We start from the raw sequence: 23,410 nt of genomic DNA, 5'->3' as shown, positions 1-23,410 counted from the left end.
ATATATTTCTAAATAATTCCTTATACTAGTACGAACTTAGGAGAATGTCAACCTATAACACAGTGTTCACTTTTTTTTATTAAACTTCATTAAAGCCAATGTGGCTAAAAAAATGATAAAAAATGTGCTAACCACTACTGTCCAGTTCATATCGTTCTCCTCTCACCCTTTATCTATCTCTCTACCCTGGAAAAGGAAAACAAAATCAATCAGGTAAATTGTGTCTTCTATCAAAATCAATAAAGCCAGAGACTTGATAATATCTCTGGCTTTTACTTGACGATCACTAGTGACGTGGCTTTTCTCTGAACCAGAGCGTAGCTATCCATTTCTCACCTTTTGTTAAGGGACGAGAACCATGAAGTGAAAGATAATGTGGGTGATCTGTATTTTTTATACAGTTTTCAAAAACGAGTAAACTCCCTTCTGTAGGAGCTACTTCAAAATTTAGCGATGGAAAAAACGTTTCTCCTCCTCCAGTAGTCACAGAGTTTAAATAGAGAAGGGCTGTTACGATTCGTTGTCCTCCATTCGATAAATATGTTCTCCCTAACTGAGTGGAGGGACTAAACGTATCATAATGAGCATCAAATTTTCCGCCGACCTGATACCTAACCACTTGTAACTGTTCTGCATGAGTAAGCGGCTTGTTTACGATAGAGGCAACGCGCTGTGCAATCTGATGAACCGTTTCATTTAACAGATGAGGAAGCCATGCTTGATCTGATTTTCGTATGTCCGCTGTTCCAACGACCGTTGACGGCTTTAAATGTTCTTTGGCTAAAGCTATTAATTGGTGACATTCACTAGTGCTCAATATATTTTCGTATTTCGCAACAAAAGGTATTTCACTGTAAACAATAGAAGGCTCTTTCAACTTAATCACCTACATATCCTAAATTTACAGCTATCCTATGCCCTACCCATAGTGACCGTGAACCTAAATTCTTTTTGTCGTTGACAGGAAACTCCGTTAGAATAAACTCGGTGTTGGGTTTATGGGGTAGTTCTTCTACATGTAATAATTTACGACTTTTTTAAACACTCACTAATGGAGTTTTATAATAAGACTAATACTGTACATTGTTTCATTTAATTAACTGATCTTCGGTGGTGTTAAATAAAATGGTAACTACTCCATGAAATAATAAACATAAAATAGTACACCCTGTGCAGGTTTTTACAATTTTGTTCAATTATTTTTATAAACAACATTATAAAATTAAAAAATGCCTGCCCCTTTTAGTAGTTGGGACAGGCCTCTGTGTTTGCATTTACTCATTTTATAGTTTCGGATACACGACGGTCCCATCCTCTTCAATGATTGGCATGGCTCCCCACTGTCCCAATTCATGAGGGACTATCCTAGGATCTCCCTTGGAATGAGGTATGAGATGACGCACATCCCATCCATTTGCCTGTAGCCAGTTGCTGATAAGCAGACGGTGGCATCTTGCCGGGTGATGTTCTGAACACATATAAACCAAATTAATGAAGCACGAGAACCGTCCCTGTGCTTCCGCTTCTCAAGAACTTTCTTGATCCTAGATAATCTTCTCATTCTCATGTTTTTTCAGGACAAGCATAAGATGGTAGAAGAATTAATTGAGAAAGGAATACCTATCTATGATCTCATTTCGAAAAATGCTAGGAGCCTCATTATATGCCACCATGTCCATCAGTTTTTGGGGAATATCTTTTGTCTCGACTAAAGCAGTGCTGGACAAGCTTGATCCCTTTACTCTTCTGGTCATCCGTTTTGGTATAGGTGCATTGTTTTTATTGATACTTATCCTTGTGAAAAAGAAACATTCCATGAAACTACCGATCCAGTATATCCCGCACTTAATTGTATTAGGGATTCTTGGTGTTTTTCTTCATCAGGTCATTCAAGCGAGCGCACTTCTATCTATTGATGCATCCTCTGCAGGCTGGCTCATTACGTTCTCTCCGGTTTTCACCGTCGTTCTTTCCATGGTCTTTCTGCATGAAAAGTTGACAGTTCCAAAGGCTGTTGGAATTATTTTGGCCATTAGTGGTGTGTTGTTGGTCACAACAGCAGGTGGAGACAGGTCCTTAGGATTCTCAATCAACATCGGGTATCTATTGATGGTTCTCAGTACTCTAAATTGGGCCATTTATTCAGTTTTACTAAAAAGCCTAAAGGTGCCATTGCCTGCATTGGTCCTCACCTTTTACATGAGTGCTTTGGGACTTTTGCTTACTCTCCCATTCATCTATCAGAATAAAAGCTGGGAAAAGCTTGCTCTTCTAGATGGAGTAGAATGGGCTCATCTTATTTTCCTTGGAGTCTTTGTATCCGGTATTGCCTACTGGTACTGGGCAAAAGCATTGGAGGTGTTGGAGGCCACTCAAGTATCGGTTTTCTTATACCTCGAACCAATCTCTACACTAATAGCAGCCGTGCTACTTCTACACGAAAAGGTTATTTTTACCAGTTTATTAGGGGGAGCAATCATCATTCTTGGGGTTATTTTCGTAAATGGTCATCTAGTTGGACTGGTGAATCGATGGAGTGCGAGGAGGTAGAGTTACTTCTTTTGATCTCTTTTTTAAAACAAACGGATAGCTTTGAATTACAAAATGTATGAAGCACCTTTATAAAAATTCTTCCTAATGTTGAAACTGTAAAGCAAAAAGATTTACTTCATACCAGTATAAATAAAATTTCCAATAATTTATGAAAATTCTCCTATTGAAAGAAGCGTCAAAGACATTGATTTGTACTGTGACGCTTCAAAAATTAAACTATGTGCTTACTTGTGATACGGTTCCCCACGATTAATCCGAAAAGCCCGATAAATCTGCTCAACAAGCACCAACTTCATCAACTGATGCGGATACGTAATCTTCCCAAAAGAAATCTTCTCATTCGCACGTTTCATGACAGCATCACTCAAGCCTAAAGAGCCTCCAATAACGAAGGCAACCTTGCTTTTCCCATAAGTCGCAAGCTGATCTAAATTCTTAGCCAAATCCTCAGATGACACAGCCTTTCCTTCAATTGCCATTGCAATCACATGAACATCTTGGCCGATCTTTGCCAAAATTCTTTCACCTTCAGCGTTTTTAACCATGATCATCTCTTGATCACTTAGTGTTTCCGGTGCTTTTTCATCAGGAACCTCGATAATGTCTACTTTTGCATAAGGTCCTAATCGTTTTAAATATTCATCGATACCTAGTTTTAAGTACTTTTCTTTTAATTTCCCTACGGAAACGATTGAAATATTCACTTGTTGAAAACTTCCTTTCAAATAAGTTATCCCCAGAACTTATCCACATATGCACAATTAGTGCTATATCTTGTAGGCGTTCATATGTTCGACACTTTATATACACCTTTGTTATCGCAGTATTCACAACCTGTTGATAACTCGTCATTCTCTGTTAGTAACTCTACTACAGGTGGCGTTTCAAACTCATCCACAATGATGTCAATCGCAAGCTCAGCATGGTCTTTGCAGCAAATAATAACCAAATCTTTTCACTCCTAACTTATCCACAATCCTTCTTCTTACACTAACGAATTTACAGCTGTGTGTAAACAATCCGCTACAATAAAGTTGTCCACATGTGGAATCAAACTCTTAATTTTTTTCTTTATAGGGTGGGTGGCTTTCAATTTCCTTTTCCTTTACTTCACCGACAAGTTGATTGTAGTGCAAGGTGCGAGACTCTAGGCTAGGACAAGCGGGCAGGTGAGACCCTTAAGGGCGCGAAGCGGCAAGGGGCTCACCGCCTGCCCCGCGGAAAGCGAGCAACCTGAAACGGAAAGCAACTCACTCTCAAAGTCGCCTAAGCACCAACAAACAAAAAAACAGGAGACCCTTAAGCCCCCTGTTTCCCGCTTTTATTGAGATTGCTTACCACCGCTCAATTCAACTTTCACGGTCTTCTTCTTTCCATCACGATAGAACGTCACATCCACCTCATCACCAATCTTCGCTTTTGTATAAAGGAATTTACGAAGTGCGATTGGGTCTTTGATCTTCTCTCCACCCATTTCGACAATAACGTCCATTTCCTTAATACCCGCGCGTGCTGCTGGTGAAGCTGATGTGATCTCCATCACAACGACACCTTCTTGTACGCTGTTTGGAATCTTCAGCGTTTGTTCACGCTGATACGTGTTCACTTGAGAAAGCGGAATGATGTTAACACCTAAGAACGGTCTGCGTGTTTCACCATACTTCTCAAGGTCTTCGATGATCGGTTTTGCCACATCAGAAGGGATAGCAAATCCGATTCCTTCTACTTCGTTCTGTGCGATTTTAGAAGAGTTGATCCCGATCACCTGACCGGAAATATTGATTAAAGCCCCGCCGCTGTTCCCCGGGTTGATCGCAGCATCCGTTTGAATAACTTCAGCTTGCCAATCTGGGTTTCCGTCTTGATCCAGATCAACTGGAATCGAACGGTCTGCACTTGAAACAACACCTTGTGTAACAGATCCAGGGAAGTTACCGAGCGGATTACCGATGGCGATAGCAGGTTCACCACGTTTTAAGTCACCCGATACTCCAAACTCCGCTACACTGTCGACTTTGCTGCCATCGATTTCAACAACAGCTAAGTCCATTAAAGGATCAGTTCCGCGTAATGTGCCTTTAAGCTTCGTTCCGTTGCTAAGCGTGATCTCAATTTGGTTCGCGTCTGCAACAACGTGGTCATTTGTTACCACATACGCCTTGTTGCCTTCTTTTTTATAAATAACACCTGATCCCGTGCCCGCTGGCTGCTGGCTCCAAAAATCGGTCTGCTGAATGTTGATAACTTCGACTACCGCGCCAGATGCTTTATCAACGGCATCCGTTACATTCGTAGTCAAATCCACATCCACTTTTCGCTGCTCCACATTTTCGTCAGTGCCTAGACCGTTTTGTTCCTCATTCGGAGGATACAGATTGTCTGGTAAGAGACCAGCTCCTCCTAGTGCAGGTACTGTAAACAAGACAAGCAAACCGCCTAGAATGGCTCCTAGCAAAGCTGGTAGAAACTTTCCTCCACGGTTTCCTTTTTGTCGAGATGGTTGTTGATAATCATCATCGTAATAACCCATACGTTCCTCACCGTTCCTTTCAACAATTAAATGGATGAAGTCATAACCTAGTATAAGCAATTAGTCCTGAAATTATGGACATTTTGGGTTATTTTTCATAATTTCCCACACTTATTGTTATTTCCGGAAACGGCTTACTTTAAACAAGTAAGTATTTTATACTAAAGCGAGCTTTGTTGGCTGACTCGCATCTGTATCGTGCAGAATCACTTGTTCACCCGCTGAAATATCATACGTTTTTAACGTCTGTTCAACTGCTAAACGAGCAATATCCTTCATGTTGTTATCTTTACTTAAGTGAGCAAGATAGATGTGTTTCGTCCCGTCACCGATTACATCAGCGAGAGCATGTCCACAATCTTCGTTTGAAATGTGACCATGGTCTCCTAGAATACGACGCTTAATGTTCCACGGATAACGTCCCATCATAAGCATGTTGATGTCATGGTTCGATTCGATCACAAGCGAGTGGCTGTCACGGATGATGCCTTTCATACGATCGCTTACATAGCCTGTATCCGTCATGAGCGCAAGCTTTCGGCCGTTATGGTGGAACACGTAAAACATCGGTTCCGCCGCATCATGAGACACGCCAAAAGATTCAACTTCTAGATCTTTGAACGTTTTCACACTTTCCATCTCAAACTCAAACTTTTGCTCGGTCGCCACTTCGCCAATCAAGCCGTTCATGGCATTCCACGTGTTTTTGTTCGCATAGATCGGCAGCTTGAACTTCCGAGCCAGCACTCCGAGTCCTTTTATATGATCGCTATGTTCATGCGTGACGAGGATGCCGTCAATGTCGGCCACCTCACCACATGCTGCTTTTTCAAATAATATTTGAATCTGTTTAGCACTTAAGCCTGCATCCACGAGCAAGCGTGTTTGTTCGGTTTCAACGTAAACGGCGTTTCCCGAACTGCCGCTTGCAAGAACGCTAAATTTTAAACTCATAACCGCATGTTCCTCTCTACTCTGCCTTTTCCGTCAAAACTTGAATGGAACTGTCAGTCGCATTAACTAAATACTGTCCGTCCTTGGTTTCTATGAACCATGTAGGGGTATAAACCTGAACTTCCCCTTCACCTACGAGGCTATAGTGGCCAAGCTCTACTTTTTGTATATGATCACCTTTTTGAAGGTTTGTTTCTAGTAATTTCTCAAGCGCCTTACTAGGTGAGATGATCTGTTGAAAAGCTCCCTGTCTCGTAATAAAGAGATAGGTCTGCGTAAAATTAGTAAGATTGCCCTTGTCATCAAGCTTGAACCTAATCATCCCGTTCGGCACATCGAAATCTTTTCCGTCAGAAACAATGCCAAAATTAGTAGGATTATAGAAGACTTTTTTCTCTTGATAGACTTGTGTAAACCAGACGATGTTGCTCTTTTTGTCCCACTCATAAAAAGCGTATTCTTTCCCGCGGGTAATGTTCTCTTCTGCAAATTGATTAAGCTCTGAAATCAGATCTTTCGTATCCTTTTTCGGCAGATCCATCGGTTTACTAAGATCATAGTGAAGAGTGATGTCTGTGCTCGCTTCCTTATCCAGCGATACGTTTTTTGCAGGAGATTTCTTCTCTTCTTCAGAGAACTTGTAACGTTGTGCACTGATCAAGGTTTGCTTTTCTTTATATTTCGGCAGCTTTTCCGAAAGGGATATTTCATTGTTCGCTAACCGCTCTTCTAATGGCTGATCGGTCAGCCTCGAAATATTATTGATATCATTCTTTAGATAAAGCTGATACCCCAAGAATAGGTTTAAGACGAGAAAGGTAAGGATAAAAATGCTTTTTGTTCGTTGCCAATTCAATTAGAATCCTTCCTTTCCAGTCGGTGAAAATAATGGTTGCCATCCCTTAGCATCATAGTTGATAAACCATTGTGGCTCTAGTTTATAGACATGTGGTTCCTTTTGCTTTCTCATGGTGAGTCCAATACGAACATCTTGAACATAGTTTTCGTTGTACTCTTTTTCTTCAAGCTCTCTTTTTACCTCTAATCCTGACTGAAGGGTGACCTTCTGTGAGAGATAAGACTTTTGATCAAGTTGTAACTGAACGAGGGAACGTTGATATTCTTTAAGCTCGTTTTCATACCACACTAAGTTCATTTGCATCTCAGGATCCAAAACAGGCAAATTCTCAGCAAAAAGCCAGAAGTTTGCGGAATACGTTGATAGACCGGAGAGTATATATGGGTTGCCCCAGCCAGCATGCGTATTGATATATTCTAAAGATTGATAGAGTGGCGAAATGTTTGGTGTTGTATTCGGATTTCGGTTCCCTGCAAAGTTTGTGAACGTGAAACGATTTTGCAATTCATTCACAACCATCGCCGCTGTTCCATCAGCATAAGTGATCTGATTTTTATCAGAAGCGGTTTTTACGGCTAACGGGTCTTTGAACAATGCTTTTTTATACATTTCATACGTATCTTCACCTGTTGCTTTTGAAAAGTACGTATAGCGAGTTAAAGAAAGAGAATCTTTAGGAAAGTAAAATCTTCTTAAGATCTCAGCTTGTCCCTCTTTCCCATCATCCTCAATATCATAATGAATATAAGGAATTAAGTTTCCTGTATCTACCCATTTATCCATATCTCTTATTAGCGGATTTAGTTGATTATTCATTGCCCTAATCTTTTGCATCTTATTTTGTTGATAAGAGACAAGATAACCCTCAATACTATCCGTCATTTTATCTTGATATAAAAAGATTCGATCCACGTTTTGTGGTTTAGTGGCTTGGATCTCGGATTCGATGGAGAAGACTTCTTTGTAAATATCCTGACTCATTCCTACTGGGAAAACAATCTCCACATATTTGTTATCTCTTAAAAACTTTTCATCGGGATCAAACGGCTGATTATTTTTAGAGCCTGTATCAAATGTGAATTTCGTTTCATTCAAGCCGTTATGAAACTCTTTAATCAAATTGTTCGCTTCAAGTCCATATAACTCATCTCCACTATGGTAGATCACCTGTGTAGGATAAACGAGTTGTTTCACGCTAGCTTCAACATCTACTTCCTGCTTCTTAACGATACGAGCTCCCTCTAGCGATGGATAGCTCGGTTTGAATGTCCATAAGCTCCATGTAAGAACAAGGCTCAATCCGATCAAGAAAGTGAGCGCGATCGACTTGATATGTTCATAGTTCTTTTTGAAAAAAGTGATCACTTCTTTTGCGTGTGTAATCCACTTTAACCAGTTCATTGTTGCAGCCCCTCCTTAACCTTTTTTAAAGGAAGAGTAAAGTGGATGGTCGTTCCTTGGCCCCATTCACTTTCTGCCCAGATGTCTCCGCCATGCGCAAGGACGATTTCTTTTGCGATCGCAAGACCTAGGCCTGTGCCTCCGATATCTCGAGAACGGGCACGGTCTACTCTAAAGAATCGATCAAAGATCTTAGAAACGTTATTCTTCGGAATCCCAACACCTTGATCGGAAATACTCACCTTCACTTTGCGCCCAATTACGGCCGCGTTGAAGGTGATCGTTCCACCTTCAGGAGAATATTTCATCGCGTTCGAGATGATATTATCAAGCACTTGTGTCATCTTATCCGTATCCAACTGAACGTTGATCTTGTGCTTAGGCAGGGATCTGGAAAGTTCGATGTTTTCCTTTTCCAGCATCTCAAAACGATCGATGATGCCGTTCAAGAACTCCACTAGATCAATCTCAAAAAAGTTAAATCGATAATCTTTGCTGTCCATTTTGGATAATTGAAGGAGATCGGTTACAAGCCTGATCATACGTTCTGTCTCATTCTGAGTAACCTCTAAGAAACGTGGAGCGATGTTCTCGTCTTGCCACGCCCCTTCAGCTAACGCCTCAAGATAACTTCTCATTGTTGTCAGCGGTGTTCTTAGTTCGTGTGAAACGTTGAATACAAACTCACGTCGCTCGTTATCGATCTGTTCTTGCTCCGTTACATCATGAAGAACACAAATAAGACCATTGATTGGCCCATCATCTTTTTGTATCGTGGAGAAGTTTGCTCGCACCACATAGTGCATATCATCCGTACTAAAATCGAGCAGCATGGATTCGTATTCGTTATAGAGCTCTTCCCATGTGTATTCCGTATTTAAACGCAATAGCTCCATCAGAGGCGTTCCTAGCGCGTTCTGTCTAGAAATATTCAGCATCTCTTCCGACCGGTCATTCATCAGGATGATCGCTCCGTCACGATCTGTCGCGATCACACCATCTGTCATATACGTAAGAACGGAACGCAGCTTTCTACGCTCACTCTCTGTAATAGCCGTTGCTTCTTGCAGCTTTGTTGTTAAGTTGTTAAAGGTCATAGCAAGCTGACCGATCTCATCATCTCCATACAGCTGAACCTTACGAGAAAAATCCCCTCTTGCCATTACAAGAGCTTGCTTTCTCATATCTGCCATAGGACGCGTGATCGTACGCGCCAAAAAGACCCCTAGCAGTCCGGTAATGATAAGAGCAATAACGGTTCCCGTCACGAGAATGCTATTGATACGTGCAATCTGTTTAAAGATGCCTTCGATAGAGGCTACTAAATAGATGGCACCAATGTTCTCACTTGTAGCATCGATCTTGATCGGTTTAGCGAGCACCATGACCCGCTCTCCTTCATGAAGCATGATCTCATCATCGACCGTTCCTTCAAGAGCCAGCTTGATTTTCGGGTTAAAGCTGATCTGCCCCACCAACTGCCTTTTATTACTCGCAAGTACCATGCCATCTTCGTCAAGCACTTGAATTTCTTTCTCTTCGAACTCCTCATCAATTAACGCTTGAATATCTTCTTCAAGCGTTAGAGGAGGTTCACTCGTTTCATCTTTTTTGACCTTGTATCGATCTTTATCCTTCAACTTCTGCTCAATGTTGAACTCTAATAAGTTCACTCTATCGTAGAGTGATTTAGAAAAGCTCTGCCGAAGATCAGATTCTAAGTTGTTGATAAAATAAACACTGATCACTTGCATGGCTATTAAGATGAGCAAAACATAAATCAATACAAACTTAACGTGTATTGATTTAAAAAAATTGACTTTATCCATCATGACTACTCCTGATCAGGATTTCTTAAGTAATACCCCACTCCACGTCTTGTGATGATCCATAATGGGTGACTTGGATTGTCTTCTACTTTTTCGCGAAGACGACGGACCGTAACATCGACTGTTCTAACATCACCAAAATAATCATATCCCCATACCGTTTGAAGCAAGTGTTCACGTGTCATCACTTGTCCGATATGTTTTGCTAAATAATGCAGCAGTTCAAATTCGCGATGTGTTAACTCAATCGTCTCACCACGTTTGGTCACGATATAAGCATCTGGATGGATCGTAAGAGAACCGATCGTGATCTCATTGTTCTCATCGACTTCACGCTCAGATTCCTGTTGATGACGGCGCAGGTTTGCCTTCACACGTGCGATTAATTCACGCGTGCTGAACGGCTTCGTCACATAATCGTCCGCACCAAGCTCTAAGCCTAATACTTTATCAATTTCAGAGTCTTTCGCTGTAAGCATGATGATCGGCATATCGTACTTTTTACGAATCTCACGACAAACTTCCATACCGTCTTTTAGAGGAAGCATGATGTCTAGTAAAATCATATCCGGCTTCTCTTTTTCTACCTTTTCTAACGCATTGATGCCATCATACGCGCAGCTTACAGTAAAGCCTTCTTTTTCAAGATTAAACTGCAGAATATCTGCAATGGGTTTTTCATCATCCACAACGAGAATTTTCTTATCCATGGGAACGCTCCTTCTTCGGAAACTCTATTTTATATATAGCAGAATATTTTGTAGTATCGATTATATGGTATCTCTACTATTTTATCACAGTTGAAACTTTCTCCATACTACTAGCAAAACCTTCTAATTTTAGACAAAGAAAAGTTGGTTTCACATAAGATCACCGTCGAAAGTTCGCTGTTTGAATTACATCCTGAAAAATTATTGTATTAGATTTGAGCGTGAAAAACCTCCCAGGAAGCTATTGTTCCTAAGAGGTTTGTTTATTATTTATCTTCATTGCAATGTTGGTTGTAGTGTAGGATGCGAGACTCCTGTGGGACAGGTGGGCAGTCCGAAGAGTGAAGTGGCTCGTTCAGACCCGACAAGCAAAAGATGAATGGATTAGAAGGCGCACTTTGCCTTCTGAGCCATTTAACTTTTGACCTCGAGGGTCTAGCCACTGCAACTTGACAGGTGAGACACTTAAAAGTGAAACGTACGAATGTGGCTCACCGCCTGCCCCACGGAAAGCGAGCATCTGAAACGGAAATCAACCTACTTTCACATTATTTTAATTTTCACTTACAAAATCAGCTGGATCTTTAAGAACACCGTTCTCATACACTTCAAAATGCAAATGAACACCAGTCGATTGACCCGTTGAACCCATCACACCGATCTTGGACCCCTTCTGCACCACAGCACCTGCTGAAACAGAAACAGAATCAAGATGTGCATAAATGGTTCTCATGCCGTTATTGTGATCGATGATGATCTTGTTTCCATAATCACCATCCCATCCTGCAGAAACAACTCTACCGTTGTCAGCAGCTAGAATTGATCGTTCTGAAGGTCGAGCAATATCCATCCCTTTATGCTGTTTACCCCAACGCGTGCCTTTATGGCTGGAAATGTATCCACCTACAGCAGGCCATGAAAGAGTGCCTGTCCCTTTAGAAGGAATCACTTTCGTACCAATCTTTTGGATTTCTGTAACCGGTGCCTTCACTTGCTTCTTCTCTAAAATCTCTTTTTGTAGCACTTGCTTATCAGCTTTTCTCGTTGTATACGTAATATCTTCTAAGCCAACTTGCCCTTTTTGAACCGTTTTGACCTGTCCTTTTTCTAACGTACTATCTTCTTGTTTCTCAACCTGGAAAGGGAGTTCGTTTTGAACGCGTGTTGCTTCATACACAAGGACTTGGGTAAAAGGCTTTTTCTCTGTAACCGTTACTGCCTGTCCTGTACGAACAATAGGTACTAACATAAGTCTAGGGTTCAGCGTGAAAAACTGATCCATCGTTAAGTGATATTGTTCTAGGATAGATTGAACCGTTTCTCCTTTTTGAACCATATGCTCTTTTTTGTTTAGACTGCCTTCTTTTAAAGAAGAAATGGCATCATCTACCGTAACGAGCTCACTAATAGATGTTTGGGCTTTTTGAATAAGAACTGGCTCTGAAAAGTCGATATCTACCACTTTACGTTCTCCCGGCTTTAAGTCCGGTACTTCAAGCTTTTCATTCTCAGCTTTCTTTTTTTCAATGTCATCGAGCTCGGCCTTTGAAAGATGTTCTAGCTTTAACTTCAGCAACGTATCCTTCGCTTCTTTTTTGCTAGAAACATAAGCAACAGTTTGCCCACCAACGACTAAGCGATAAGCTTCAACTTCAACCGTTAGCTGCTCCTTCAAGTTCTCTCTTACTTCCTCATTATCAAACTCTGGTCTGAACATCTTTTCAGGCTTAAGCTCGATAGATTCTCTCACCGCAAAAGCAAAGTTACTCTTTTTCCCTTTTGCTTGTTGGAGAATTTGGTCGACTGTCTCATCGACAACACTTTCATCACGAACCGTTCCAACCTTCTTTCCGTCTACATAAACGTGATACACCGTTTTAATCAACTGGTTATCATCGCTGCTAGCGGATGTATTCGATGGATTCAGCGTGAATGCTGATACTATTAAAATCACTGCAACAAACTGCAGTGCGATATATTTAATCAATCTTTCAGTGGTTTTTCGACTGTTCACTTTTTCTATTTCCCCCTAAAGATTCTCTCTGTGATCTCTAAAATACGCCTAAAGACCTACTACTTTTTATGCCTTTAGCACCTCTAGTATCCTATCACAAGGAATTTCGCTTTGTCAGAATTTCAGGGATTTTGTAATGCAACTGTAAATAAACGACATAAAAAAGAGTATAAATTCACCGATTTATACCCTTTTTTAACACCTATTCCGTTATTTTGATGCGCTCTTTAATATCTTCTTTTTGAACATACACAACAAGGAAGCTGATCGGAATCAAGAGCAGCGTCTCTAGCCATTGCTTTTCAAACAGCCAGTAGAAGAAAGGTGTGAGAGCAAAAGCAAAAAGTCCCGCTACGGTTAAACTTCTTTTAATCCCATAAAAGAGTAGAAACGCAGCTGCTACAAGGGCAGCCGATATCGGGTGAAAAATAATCATCCCCCCAATAAAGGAAGCCACTCCCTTCCCCCCATGAAAACGAAGAAAGATCGGATAGAGATGTCCTATAATCACGGCTAAAAAACCGAGAAGCTGTATATATGGTGGATATTGAAATTGTATCCCTGCCCAAACGACTGCTGCCGCTTTTAGAATATCACCAGCTAACGTGAGTACGAATCCTGATGGCCCTAAAACTCTGCCAGCATTCCGTGCTCCTATATTTCCGCTGCCTAACAAGCGTAAATCAACGCCTTTTATAAGCTTTGCTACAAGAAACCCTGTCATGATGCAGCCAACAAGGTAACTCGCGATCAAATACAGCGCCCATTCAAATTCCATCTGTATGATCACTACCTTCCTCATCCCAATTGATACACTATATTCGAACGATTGAGTACTTATCCCTCTTTAACAGCATTAAATGTCTATCGTAAGTGTGAAAGTGTTATAAATCTTAGTGTGAAGAAGCTGAATGGTTCTGTGCATTAATCTCTGCCCGCTTATTTGGAGGTCTATCGGTGTTGTTTTTGTGGGGAAAGGGGCTAGCACATATACCTAGGAGGGTACTCGAAATAAAAATTAAGCTTATTCTGGATGGAATTAAGTTAAAACGAAAAAAAATTAAGTCAAAATCGATCGCAATTAAGTCTAAAAGACAAAATAAAGGCCATTCGATCATTTTCGACATTCCCGTCTCCGCTCCATACCCCTCACCAAAGTCTGCCACACAAACACAAATAAAAAAAGCATGCTCCCTTTTCAAGGAACATGCAACATGTTTTAGGATTTAAAGTAAAATGGTGGCTCGAGACGGAATCGAACCGCCGACACGAGGATTTTCAGTCCTCTGCTCTACCATCTGAGCTATCGAGCCATAAAAGTGGCGGACCCGACCGGGGTCGAACCGGCGATCTCCTGCGTGACAGGCAGGCATGTTAACCACTACACCACGAGTCCACTTTTAAATGCTTTTATTTACTTTAAAAGAAAAATGGTGACCCGTACGGGATTCGAACCCGTGTTACCGCCGTGAAAGGGCGGTGTCTTAACCGCTTGACCAACGGGCCACTTTTTTTAAAAAAAGTGGTGAGCCATGAAGGACTCGAACCTTCGACCCTCTGATTAAAAGTCAGATGCTCTACCAACTGAGCTAATGGCTCGTGCTTTGTTTTAAAACGTTTGTCGTTTTTTCACGACAAGTGTTACTTTATCACGATATCGAAGCTTTGGCAATATGTTTTCTATATATTTTTCAAAAAAACTTTCAAATGCTTAAAAATACTCACGAAAGCATTCCCCATTCATCAAAAATAAAGCCCCTCGTTTCAACAAGGGGCTACTAGTTATTTAAGCAAATACGCCACGTACCATATTTGTTTGTGCACGATCTGGTCCAACAGAGAAGATAGAAAGTGGAATACCAGTCACTTGCGAGATGCGCTCTACATAATGACGCGCGTTTTCTGGAAGCTCACCAAGATCCTTCACACCTGTAATATCTTCTGTCCAACCTGGCATCTCTTCATAAACAGGCTCACATTGAGCAAGCTCTTTAAGGCTCGCTGGGAATTCATACGTTAGTTCGCCTTTGTATTTGTAGGCTACACAGATTTTCAACGTTTCGATACCTGTAAGAACGTCGATTGAGTTCAAAGAAAGATCCGTGATTCCTGAAACACGACGAGCATGACGCACAACCACTGCGTCAAACCAACCTACACGACGAGGACGTCCCGTCGTTGTACCGTACTCACGGCCAACTTCACGAATTTGGTTACCGATCTCATCATGAAGCTCAGTTGGGAAAGGACCATCACCAACACGTGTTGTATAGGCTTTTGAAACACCTACAACATGGTTGATCTTAGACGGACCAACACCAGAACCGATTGTTACTCCCCCTGCGATTGGGTTTGATGACGTTACGAAAGGATATGTTCCTTGGTCGATATCAAGCATAACACCTTGTGCACCTTCAAAAAGAACGCGACGGCCATCGTCTAGTGCATCGTTCAGAACAACTGATGTATCCACTACATATTTTTTAATTTGTTGACCGTATTCATAATACTCATCTAAGATCACTTCTTTTGTGAATCCTTCTGATTCGTAGATGCGTTCGAACAAACGATTTTTTTCCGCCAAGTTGCGCTCTAACTTCTCTTCAAATTCTTCACGATCTAAAAGGTCAGCGATACGAATTCCGATACGAGCTGCTTTATCCATGTAAGCTGGACCAATACCTTTTTTCGTCGTGCCGATCTTGTTCGCTCCCTTGCTTTCTTCTTCCAAGATATCTTGACGAAGATGATAAGGAAGGATGACGTGCGCACGGTTAGAGATACGAAGGTTGTCCGTACTTACTCCGTGGCTATGAAGGTAAGCAAGTTCTTCAAGAACTGCTTTCGGATCGACAACCATTCCGTTTCCGATCACGCAAATTTTATCTTTATAAAAGATTCCAGATGGAATAAGGTGAAGCTTATACTTCTTTCCTTCAAATACGATTGTATGACCAGCGTTGTTTCCGCCTTGGTATCGAGCTACTACTTCTGCTTTTTCTGAGAGATAATCAGTAATCTTACCTTTTCCTTCATCTCCCCATTGTGTTCCTACTACTACTACTGATGACATGGTTGCACCTCCATGAAATTAACGATTGACGAATTTATCATCTAATCTTGAAAACCATGCTTAGTTTAGCAATATATCTGATAGAAGTCAATTAAAAACACGAACATTAAAAGAAAAAAACAATATTTTCGTTCGTAATAATTTCACACTTCTATAGCCAGAAGATCAAAAACCTTATCGTATCCTGTAGTATTCACCTTTTTTAGGAGGTACGATTACTTGCTTATCGAAAAATTAATGGTGGCTTATATGGATACAAAAGCGAACCACATTTATTATCTAGATAGAAATGAACAAACGATATTGCTCGATGCGATCGAGCCCGGTGGTCTCCCCAACCTAGAATTTTTAGATGCAGAAGAGCCAGAACGATTTATAGAGATTCCAAAAGTGATGAGCGTAGAATCTTTCAGCTGGATGGTGGAATTTGAGAGCTTCCATCAAAACAGCGAACTGCTTCACGCATTAAATGAGGAAGAGCCTTTTGAACGTTTTACCAAAAAAGTGAGTGAACTGAATCTCCATGAAAAATGGCAGGCGTTCAAAAAAAATAAAGTACAAAGCAGAATAGAGATGTGGTTAACCGAAAATAAAATCAAAGAAATACAAAAGCAGCCGGAATAATTCCTAGCTGCTTTTCTTTATGCGCCTGGCGGTATGGCACTCTCATCGTGCCGCCTGTCCAGGTTAACGAACTTGTTATATTCTTTTACGAAAGCGAGCTCTACCGTTCCTGTTGGACCGTTACGCTGCTTAGCGATGATGATCTCGATGATGTTCTTCGCTTCTGTTTCTTTGTCGTAATAATCATCACGATACAAAAAGGCTACGATATCGGCATCCTGCTCGATGGAACCTGATTCACGAATATCAGACATCATCGGACGCTTGTCTTGACGAGATTCAACTCCACGAGATAGCTGTGAAAGGGCAATAACCGGCACTTCCAGCTCACGCGCAAGTGCTTTAAGGGAACGAGAGATCTCAGAGACCTCCTGTTGGCGGTTTTCGCCTGATTTCCCGCTACCCATAATGAGTTGAAGGTAATCGATCAAAATCATTCCTAGGCCTTTCTCCTGCTTCAGACGACGGCATTTCGCTCGAATATCGTTAATACGAATACCCGGTGTATCATCAATGTAGATACCAGCCGCTGACAAGCTTCCCATAGCCATCGTAAGCTTCTGCCAGTCTTCTGGTAACAATGACCCTGTACGAAGACGCTGTGCATCTAAATTTCCCTCTGCACAAAGCATACGCATAACAAGCTGCTCAGCACCCATCTCTAGACTGAAAATCGCCACGTTCTCATCTGTTTTTGTCGCAACGTTCTGTGCGATGTTCAAAGCAAACGCGGTTTTACCTACGGATGGACGAGCGGCAACGATGATCAGATCATTTCGCTGAAACCCAGCCGTCATTCGGTCCAGGTCATTAAAGCCGGTCGGAATCCCCGTTATATCACCTTTACGGTTATGAAGAGCTTCAATGTTGTCGTAAGCGTGAACCAAGACATCCTTAATCGCTGTAAAAGCGCTCGTGTTCTTACGGTTCGCTACTTCTAAAATCGACTTCTCCGCTTCGTTCAGAATCGCTTCTACTTCTTCTTCACGCGCATAGCTGTTCGCGGTAATATCAGTCGCTGTACGGATCAAACGGCGAAGCAGAGATTTCTCTTCAACGATCTTGCTGTAATACTCAATGTTCGCAGCCGTCGGAGAACTATCCGCCAACTCTGTTAAGAAGGATAAGCCGCCGACTTCATCCAGCTGGTTCTTGTCCTGAAGCTCTGACGTAACAGTAATAAGATCGACCGGCTCACCTTTTGCATTAAGATCGAGCATCACGCGATAGATTCTTTGGTGAGTGGCACGGTAAAAATCTTCAGGAAGCAGAATCTCAGATGCCGTAATAAGAGCTTCGGGCTCTAAAAAGATCGCACCAAGAACAGCCTGCTCCGCTTCAATATTCTGCGGCGGTATACGATCAGCAAATAAATCACTCATAGTAGTTCCTCCTTTCCTTACTAATAATCGTTCATATATGGTTTAAAGCTTTAAATTAGTTTGGTTTTGGCTCCAAGTATAGGTTGATCAGAGTGTAAGATGCGAGACTCCTGGGGGATCAGCGGGACAGGTGAGACTCTTAACAGCGCAAAGCGCTAAGAGGCTCACCGCACGCCCCCCGGAAAGCGAGCATCTGAAACGGAGATCAACGCTTTCTCGGCCCGCAAAAAAACCGGGATAACCCGGCTCTTTTATTCTTCTGTTACGTGTACCTTTACAGTTGCTGTAACTTGTTGATGAACCTTGATCGAAACATTCGTATACCCAAGGGCCTTAATCGGCTCAGGAAGCTCGATCTTACGCTTATCGATCTTGATTCCTTGCTCTTTCAAGCCATCAGCGATCTGTTTACTTGTCACAGATCCGAAAACACGGCCACCTTCACCTGTTTTCGTTTTAATCGTAACGGTCATCTCAGCAAGCTTTGCTTTTAACGCTTCAGCCTCTTCCAATTGAGCTTGTTGTTTCTTCTCTTCGCTCTTCTGTTGACCTTGAAGTGTCGCCATCGCGCCAGATGTAGCTTCTGAAGCTAGGTTCTTCGGAAATAAGAAGTTGCGTGCGTATCCTTCAGAAACGTTCTTAACTTCACCTTTTTTGCCTTTACCTTTTACATCTTGAAGAAAAATTACTTTCATTCCTCTTCTCCCCCTTCAATATACTCATCAATAATACGTTTTAAATGGATTTCTGCTTCATCAATCGAGCTGTTCTCAATCTGGCAGGCAGCATTCGTAAGATGTCCTCCGCCTTCCAGTCTCTCCATGATCATCTGCACATTGATGTCCCCAAGCGAACGGGCACTGATGCTCACTCTGCCATCAATACGATTGGCAATAACAAAGGATGCTTGAATACCGTTCATGGTTAAAAGTATATCTGCTGCCTGAGCGATCACGACTTGATTGTATGCATCCTCAGGAGAGCTTTTGGCAATAACGATGCCTTTTTTATAGACTTCCGAACTCTCAATGAGCTTGGAACGTCTTGTATACGTGTTTAAATCTTCTTTTAAGAACTTTTGAACAAGAATCGTGTCTGCCCCATGCGCTCGTAAATAAGACGCAGCATCAAACGTACGAGAACCTGTTCTGAGGGTGAAACTCTTCGTGTCTACAATAATACCGGCAAGAAGGGCTGTGGCTTCAAGCATGCGCATCTTGAGTCTCTTCGGCTGGTATTCGAGAAGTTCGGTCACGAGCTCTGCCGTAGAGGAAGCATAAGGCTCCATGTACACAAGAACAGGATCTTTAATGAACTCCTCACCACGTCTATGGTGATCGATGACCACGACATGATCAAGCTTGGATAACAGCTTTTCTTCAATAACCATCGTCGGTTTATGTGTATCAACCACGACGAGAAGTGTGTCTCGCGATGCAAGCTCTAGCGCTTCTTCAGGCGAGATAAAGAACTTCCAAATCGATTCTGTTTCTTTTAGTTCGTCCATCAAACGCTGAACGCCAATGTCGATATTCGCTTGATCAAGCACGATATATCCATCTTTTCCATTCACTTGCGCAACTTTTAAGATCCCGATCGCAGAACCGATAGAGTCCATATCCGGATTCTTATGCCCCATGATGATGACCTTGTCGCTATCTGCCACCAATTCACTTAATGCATGGGAGATGACGCGAGCACGGACGCGGGTACGTTTTTCAACAGGATTTGTCTTTCCTCCATAGAAACGTACTTTTCCGTTCGTTTGCTTGATCGCAACCTGGTCGCCTCCGCGTCCAAGAGCAAGATCCAAACTGGATTGAGCTAGCTGTCCGAGCTCAGGAAGCGAAGATGTTCCCGCTGCAACTCCAATACTGAGCGTAAGAGAGATATTCTGCTTAGCTGTAGACTCTCTCACTTCATCCAATACGCTGAATTTGTTCTTTTCCAACTCATAAAGAATTCGTTGGTTAAATACAGCTAAAAACCGCTCAGAAGACGTACGTTTAAGGAAGATGCCATGTACGTTCGCCCATTCGTTCAACACAGACGTAACTTTTGAGTTGATCGTTGATCGAAACTGGTCATCGAGTCCTTGCGTTACTTCTTCATAGTTATCGAGATAGATGATCGCCATGACCGTTTGTTCTTCATCATACAAACGCTCAAGATCTAACTGCTCGGTTACATCAAAAAAGTAAAGCAGTCTATCTTCTTTCTTAAAGTTCACTTGAAATCTATGTGTGTTAATCTTAATAACTTCTTCCTTCGCATCACTCTTGATATGAGGAATCAGTTCTTCTGAAACATGGTTTAGAGAATGGCCGATAAAGGACTCTTCTTCAATAAGGGCTCCCATGTATGGATTGGCCCATTCGATCTTAAAATCCTCATCATACAAAATAATCCCGATCGGCATTTCCATCAACGCTTCTTCTCCCACCTTCTTCAAGCGGTGAGAAAGCGTAGAAATATAATCGCCTAGTTCCTCCTGAAAACTAGCTTCGGCTTTCATGGCATAATAAAACAAACCACCGAGCAGCACGAAGCCTGCCATTCCGATCATCCAATGAAAATACGTGATGATGCTTACCAGAACAACAGAAGTTACAAATAAGGCGATGACGGGATAACCATGCCACCGTTTTAGTAAAAACTTTGGCATACTTTCAGCTCCTACTGTTTGGGTTTCAACCGTTTTTTAATCATAAATCCTAAATCAATTATACCTAAGAATTTAACGACTTCCAGAGGAATCGGCAAGATAGAGCTCAGCAAAAACAAGAGTATAATCAACAATATGATTCTTTTTCTCTTCCAATTCTTTATCCAGGCATAATAAAAAATAACTGTGAAACCTTGTATTATAAGTACAAACGATAATATCATATACAAATTTATCGTTACAATATATAAAGACGTACCCTTTTCAGGCATACTAAATGTTAAAACAATCGCTATAATATAATACCACAAAAACGATTTTGGCAGGTTCCACTCACGAAATGGAGGGAACGATGGCACATCATAGCGCATTCTTTTCATCAACATTCTTGCGGCGATATGCGTTAAGAAAGCAAGGATAACAGCTCCCCCGATAATATATGTTGGAAGCATCATTGGAATCAATTCCGCTTGCTCTCTAAGCCTTTCGATCTGGCTAGGGTCTTGTCCACCTGCTTTATAAAAATCTTCTGCTGTACCTATCGCACTTTGAAACTGAGATTCTAATTCTTTAACAAAATTAATGCCCATGAATACTTGAGCGATCGCAAGCGTTCCTAACATGTTCACGATGTTAGACAAACTCGCACCGAGCAGAACCGCAAATGCAGATTTTTTTCTTCTATAAAGTTCCCCCATCACGATTCCGGTCAAACCAGCAAAGAGGGTGACAATTATACCGTTAAGCCCCGCAAAAGCCAATGAAACGCCAAACGTGACCGCCCATAAAAGTAATCCCGCTTTAAGATCTTGCCGGTACAAATAAATGATAAACGGAAGCGGCAAAATAAATAACGAGACCAAGCTAAATAACGGTATGTACATACTGATCAAAAAAAGAAGCGTATAAATGCCCGAAACAACGGCACCTTCCACCAATACTCTAGTATTGCGCATGATTCACCTCATAAATTCTTCATATGTTCTAATTGTAGTGACATAACCGCCGTAATTCAACTTAAACGCTAATTCTAGCATAGACGTACTTGAAGCGAAGTAAACAAATTATGGAAGGTTTGCTTGAGTGGGGTGAAAAATAGGTGATATTCACCTGTTTCTAGGGTAAATATGTGTGAATAGGTTATCTGATTGATGGGGGAAGGCACTACTGTGGTTTAATAGAGGGTGACTCAGCCATTTCACACCCGTTTTTCATACTTAATGAAGAGGAATCCAAAAGTTTTGAGCTCCAATCCACAAATTTCCTGCCTGAATCCTAAAGTTTTAGCTGTTTATCCACGAGTTTTAGCCTTTTATCCGCGAGTCTACAATCCTCGACAAAAGTCGACGCGCCTGCGACCTTCTATTATTACAAAAAAAACGCAGCCAGGAAAACCCAGCTGCGCTCTTTAAACGATCTTATTCAGATACATATGGTAACAATGCCATGTGACGAGAGCGTTTAATCGCACGAGTCAATTGACGTTGATATTTAGCAGATGTACCAGTTACACGACGAGGAAGAATCTTACCGCGCTCAGAAACGAAACGCTTTAAAAGATCAGTGTCCTTGTAGTCGATGTAAGTGATTTTGTTTACAGTGAAGAAACAAACCTTACGACGCTTTTGGCGTCCACCACGACGTCCAGCCATAGTTGGTCCCCTCCTTTAGATTTATTTTATATATTCCGATTCATAGTTTACGTTAGTTTAAAATGGCAAATCGTCATCAGAGATGTCGATCGGCGTGCCATCATTTGCAAACGGGTCATCGTTGAAGTTATTACGTTTTGGATTCTGCTGTTGCTGTCCTCCAAATCCGTTGTCACTTCCATAGCTGCGGTTCTGATTTTGCTGCCCAAATCCGCGGTCATTTGATGGTCCACCAAAGTTGTTGCTGTTGCCTTGATATTGCTGGCCTCCAGCATTAGCGTTTTTAGGTTCAAGGAATTGAACACTTTCTGCCATTACTTCAGTAACATACACTCTTTGACCCTGCTGGTTCTCGTAAGAACGAGTTTGCAAACGTCCATCCACTCCTGCAAGCGATCCCTTTTTCAAGAAGTTCGCTACATTTTCAGCGGGCTTACGCCATACGACACAGTTAATAAAATCTGCTTCGCGCTCACCTTGCTGATTCGAAAAAGGTCGATTAACAGCAAGCGTGAAGTTAGCAACTGCCACACCGTTTGGAGTGTACTTTAATTCTGGGTCTTTTGTTAAACGTCCCACCAGTACTACTCGATTTAGCATTCAGAACCACTCCTTAAAGGATTAATTTCTTTCGTCTACGATTGTCATGAAACGAAGAACATCTTCGTTGATCTTCATAAGACGGTCGAATTCATTAATCGCTTCGTTTGGAGCGTTAACTTCCAATAGCGTGTAATATCCATCGCGGAAGTCATTGATTTCGTAAGCTAAACGCTTTTTACCCATTTCCTTTTCGTTCGCGATCTCCGCACCGTTGTCAGTTAGGATGCTTTTCGCACGCTCTTTCGTTGCCTTAAGAGCTTCCTCTTCGATATTCGGACGGACGATGTACATAATTTCGTACTTTTTCATTCCGTTCACCTCCTTTTGGTCTAAGCGGCCCAAAAAATTTATTTCGGGCAAGGAGAAAATCATCATAACAAGATTTGTTGACAATTAACTCACAATAAAGAATTATATCAAAACATCTTGCATAAAACAAGCATCTCTTAAAAGAAAGCATAAAAAAGAGGAAAAGCGATTGCTTTTCCTTGGTTTTTCTAGATTACTTGGGCTGTATTCTTTAAATTGCTCTGAGATTAGTGTTGTAAAAAACTTCACTGA

At 41.6% G+C, this 23,410-nt stretch carries 21 protein-coding genes and 4 tRNA genes; 2 read left to right on the top strand and 23 right to left on the bottom strand.

What is annotated here, in order from left to right:
- Positions 1 to 286 precede the first annotated feature (286 nt).
- Positions 287 to 886 (bottom strand): prolyl hydroxylase family protein, encoded by a 600-nt coding sequence (locus ACFS5O_RS04045; RefSeq protein WP_318300093.1) that lies wholly within the window; start codon positions 884 to 886, stop codon positions 287 to 289.
- Between the two features lie 740 nt (positions 887 to 1,626).
- On the opposite strand from ACFS5O_RS04045, the gene ACFS5O_RS04040 reads away from it, so the two are divergent.
- Entirely contained in the window at positions 1,627 to 2,550 is a 924-nt protein-coding gene (locus ACFS5O_RS04040; protein WP_205724793.1) for a DMT family transporter, read from the top strand.
- A 227-nt stretch (positions 2,551 to 2,777) separates the two neighbouring features.
- Here the strand turns inward: ACFS5O_RS04040 and rlmH are convergent, their stop codons facing one another.
- The 15 genes from rlmH to ACFS5O_RS03965 all read right to left on the bottom strand — a co-directional run bounded on the left by rlmH (position 2,778) and on the right by ACFS5O_RS03965 (position 15,923).
- Entirely contained in the window at positions 2,778 to 3,257 is a 480-nt protein-coding gene (gene rlmH / locus ACFS5O_RS04035; RefSeq protein ID WP_205725457.1) for a 23S rRNA (pseudouridine(1915)-N(3))-methyltransferase RlmH, read from the bottom strand.
- 80 nt (positions 3,258 to 3,337) lie between these two features.
- Positions 3,338 to 3,502, bottom strand: coding sequence for a CxxH/CxxC protein (locus ACFS5O_RS04030; protein ID WP_066399497.1), 165 nt, complete (start codon positions 3,500 to 3,502; stop codon positions 3,338 to 3,340).
- Between the two features lie 372 nt (positions 3,503 to 3,874).
- Positions 3,875 to 5,083, bottom strand: coding sequence for a S1C family serine protease (locus tag ACFS5O_RS04025; protein ID WP_205724792.1), 1,209 nt, complete (start codon positions 5,081 to 5,083; stop codon positions 3,875 to 3,877).
- A 156-nt stretch (positions 5,084 to 5,239) separates the two neighbouring features.
- Positions 5,240 to 6,037 (bottom strand): MBL fold metallo-hydrolase, encoded by a 798-nt coding sequence (locus ACFS5O_RS04020; RefSeq protein ID WP_205724791.1) that lies wholly within the window; start codon positions 6,035 to 6,037, stop codon positions 5,240 to 5,242.
- A gap of 16 nt (positions 6,038 to 6,053) precedes the next feature.
- Positions 6,054 to 6,893, bottom strand: a complete 840-nt coding sequence (locus ACFS5O_RS04015; RefSeq protein WP_205724790.1) for a two-component system regulatory protein YycI — start codon at positions 6,891 to 6,893, stop codon at positions 6,054 to 6,056.
- Positions 6,894 to 8,297, bottom strand: coding sequence for a YycH family regulatory protein (locus tag ACFS5O_RS04010; RefSeq protein ID WP_205724789.1), 1,404 nt, complete (start codon positions 8,295 to 8,297; stop codon positions 6,894 to 6,896).
- Entirely contained in the window at positions 8,294 to 10,126 is a 1,833-nt protein-coding gene (walK, locus tag ACFS5O_RS04005; protein ID WP_066399505.1) for a cell wall metabolism sensor histidine kinase WalK, read from the bottom strand. Before walK ends, ACFS5O_RS04010 begins: the two co-directional genes overlap by 4 nt.
- A 5-nt stretch (positions 10,127 to 10,131) precedes the next feature.
- Complete coding sequence (gene yycF / locus ACFS5O_RS04000) at positions 10,132 to 10,836, bottom strand: response regulator YycF (RefSeq protein ID WP_066244253.1); 705 nt, start codon at positions 10,834 to 10,836, stop codon at positions 10,132 to 10,134.
- A gap of 553 nt (positions 10,837 to 11,389) precedes the next feature.
- The gene (locus tag ACFS5O_RS03995) at positions 11,390 to 12,850 is read right to left on the bottom strand and encodes a peptidoglycan DD-metalloendopeptidase family protein (RefSeq protein ID WP_205724788.1); all 1,461 of its coding nucleotides are present in this window, start codon (positions 12,848 to 12,850) and stop codon (positions 11,390 to 11,392) included.
- Positions 12,851 to 13,052: 202 nt separating this feature from the next.
- A complete protein-coding gene (locus ACFS5O_RS03990; protein ID WP_205724787.1) occupies positions 13,053 to 13,640 on the bottom strand; it encodes a glycerol-3-phosphate acyltransferase in 588 nt (195 codons plus the stop codon).
- 447 nt (positions 13,641 to 14,087) lie between these two features.
- Positions 14,088 to 14,163, bottom strand: a tRNA-Phe gene (locus ACFS5O_RS03985).
- Positions 14,164 to 14,170: 7 nt separating this feature from the next.
- Positions 14,171 to 14,246, bottom strand: a tRNA-Asp gene (locus tag ACFS5O_RS03980).
- Between the two features lie 35 nt (positions 14,247 to 14,281).
- Positions 14,282 to 14,356, bottom strand: a tRNA-Glu gene (locus ACFS5O_RS03975).
- A 17-nt stretch (positions 14,357 to 14,373) separates the two neighbouring features.
- Positions 14,374 to 14,449, bottom strand: a tRNA-Lys gene (locus tag ACFS5O_RS03970).
- Between the two features lie 187 nt (positions 14,450 to 14,636).
- Complete coding sequence (locus ACFS5O_RS03965; protein WP_205724786.1) at positions 14,637 to 15,923, bottom strand: adenylosuccinate synthase; 1,287 nt, start codon at positions 15,921 to 15,923, stop codon at positions 14,637 to 14,639.
- A 219-nt stretch (positions 15,924 to 16,142) separates the two neighbouring features.
- On the opposite strand from ACFS5O_RS03965, the gene ACFS5O_RS03960 reads away from it, so the two are divergent.
- Positions 16,143 to 16,547, top strand: a complete 405-nt coding sequence (locus ACFS5O_RS03960) for a UPF0158 family protein (protein ID WP_205724785.1) — start codon at positions 16,143 to 16,145, stop codon at positions 16,545 to 16,547.
- 17 nt (positions 16,548 to 16,564) lie between these two features.
- Here the strand turns inward: ACFS5O_RS03960 and dnaB are convergent, their stop codons facing one another.
- The 7 genes from dnaB to rpsF form a co-directional block, all read right to left on the bottom strand.
- Positions 16,565 to 17,929, bottom strand: coding sequence for a replicative DNA helicase (dnaB, locus tag ACFS5O_RS03955; RefSeq protein ID WP_066244236.1), 1,365 nt, complete (start codon positions 17,927 to 17,929; stop codon positions 16,565 to 16,567).
- Positions 17,930 to 18,180: 251 nt separating this feature from the next.
- The gene (rplI, locus tag ACFS5O_RS03950) at positions 18,181 to 18,624 is read right to left on the bottom strand and encodes a 50S ribosomal protein L9 (protein ID WP_197195446.1); all 444 of its coding nucleotides are present in this window, start codon (positions 18,622 to 18,624) and stop codon (positions 18,181 to 18,183) included.
- Positions 18,621 to 20,594: a DHH family phosphoesterase gene (locus ACFS5O_RS03945; protein ID WP_205724784.1), complete on the bottom strand. Its 1,974-nt coding sequence runs from the start codon at positions 20,592 to 20,594 to the stop codon at positions 18,621 to 18,623. The genes rplI and ACFS5O_RS03945 overlap by 4 nt, the downstream gene beginning before the upstream one ends.
- Positions 20,595 to 20,605: 11 nt before the next feature.
- Positions 20,606 to 21,550, bottom strand: coding sequence for a YybS family protein (locus tag ACFS5O_RS03940; RefSeq protein ID WP_205724783.1), 945 nt, complete (start codon positions 21,548 to 21,550; stop codon positions 20,606 to 20,608).
- A 462-nt stretch (positions 21,551 to 22,012) separates the two neighbouring features.
- A complete protein-coding gene (rpsR, locus tag ACFS5O_RS03935; protein WP_066399523.1) occupies positions 22,013 to 22,246 on the bottom strand; it encodes a 30S ribosomal protein S18 in 234 nt (77 codons plus the stop codon).
- A 57-nt stretch (positions 22,247 to 22,303) separates the two neighbouring features.
- Positions 22,304 to 22,846, bottom strand: coding sequence for a single-stranded DNA-binding protein (gene ssb / locus ACFS5O_RS03930; RefSeq protein WP_205724782.1), 543 nt, complete (start codon positions 22,844 to 22,846; stop codon positions 22,304 to 22,306).
- Positions 22,847 to 22,867: 21 nt separating this feature from the next.
- Entirely contained in the window at positions 22,868 to 23,158 is a 291-nt protein-coding gene (gene rpsF, locus ACFS5O_RS03925) for a 30S ribosomal protein S6 (protein ID WP_066399533.1), read from the bottom strand.
- Between the last annotated feature and the right edge of the window lie 252 nt (positions 23,159 to 23,410).

This window comes from Fictibacillus nanhaiensis, assembly GCF_042686385.1.
Lineage (GTDB): Bacteria > Bacillota > Bacilli > Bacillales > Fictibacillaceae > Fictibacillus > Fictibacillus nanhaiensis.
This window is presented reverse-complemented; position numbering and strand designations above follow the sequence as displayed.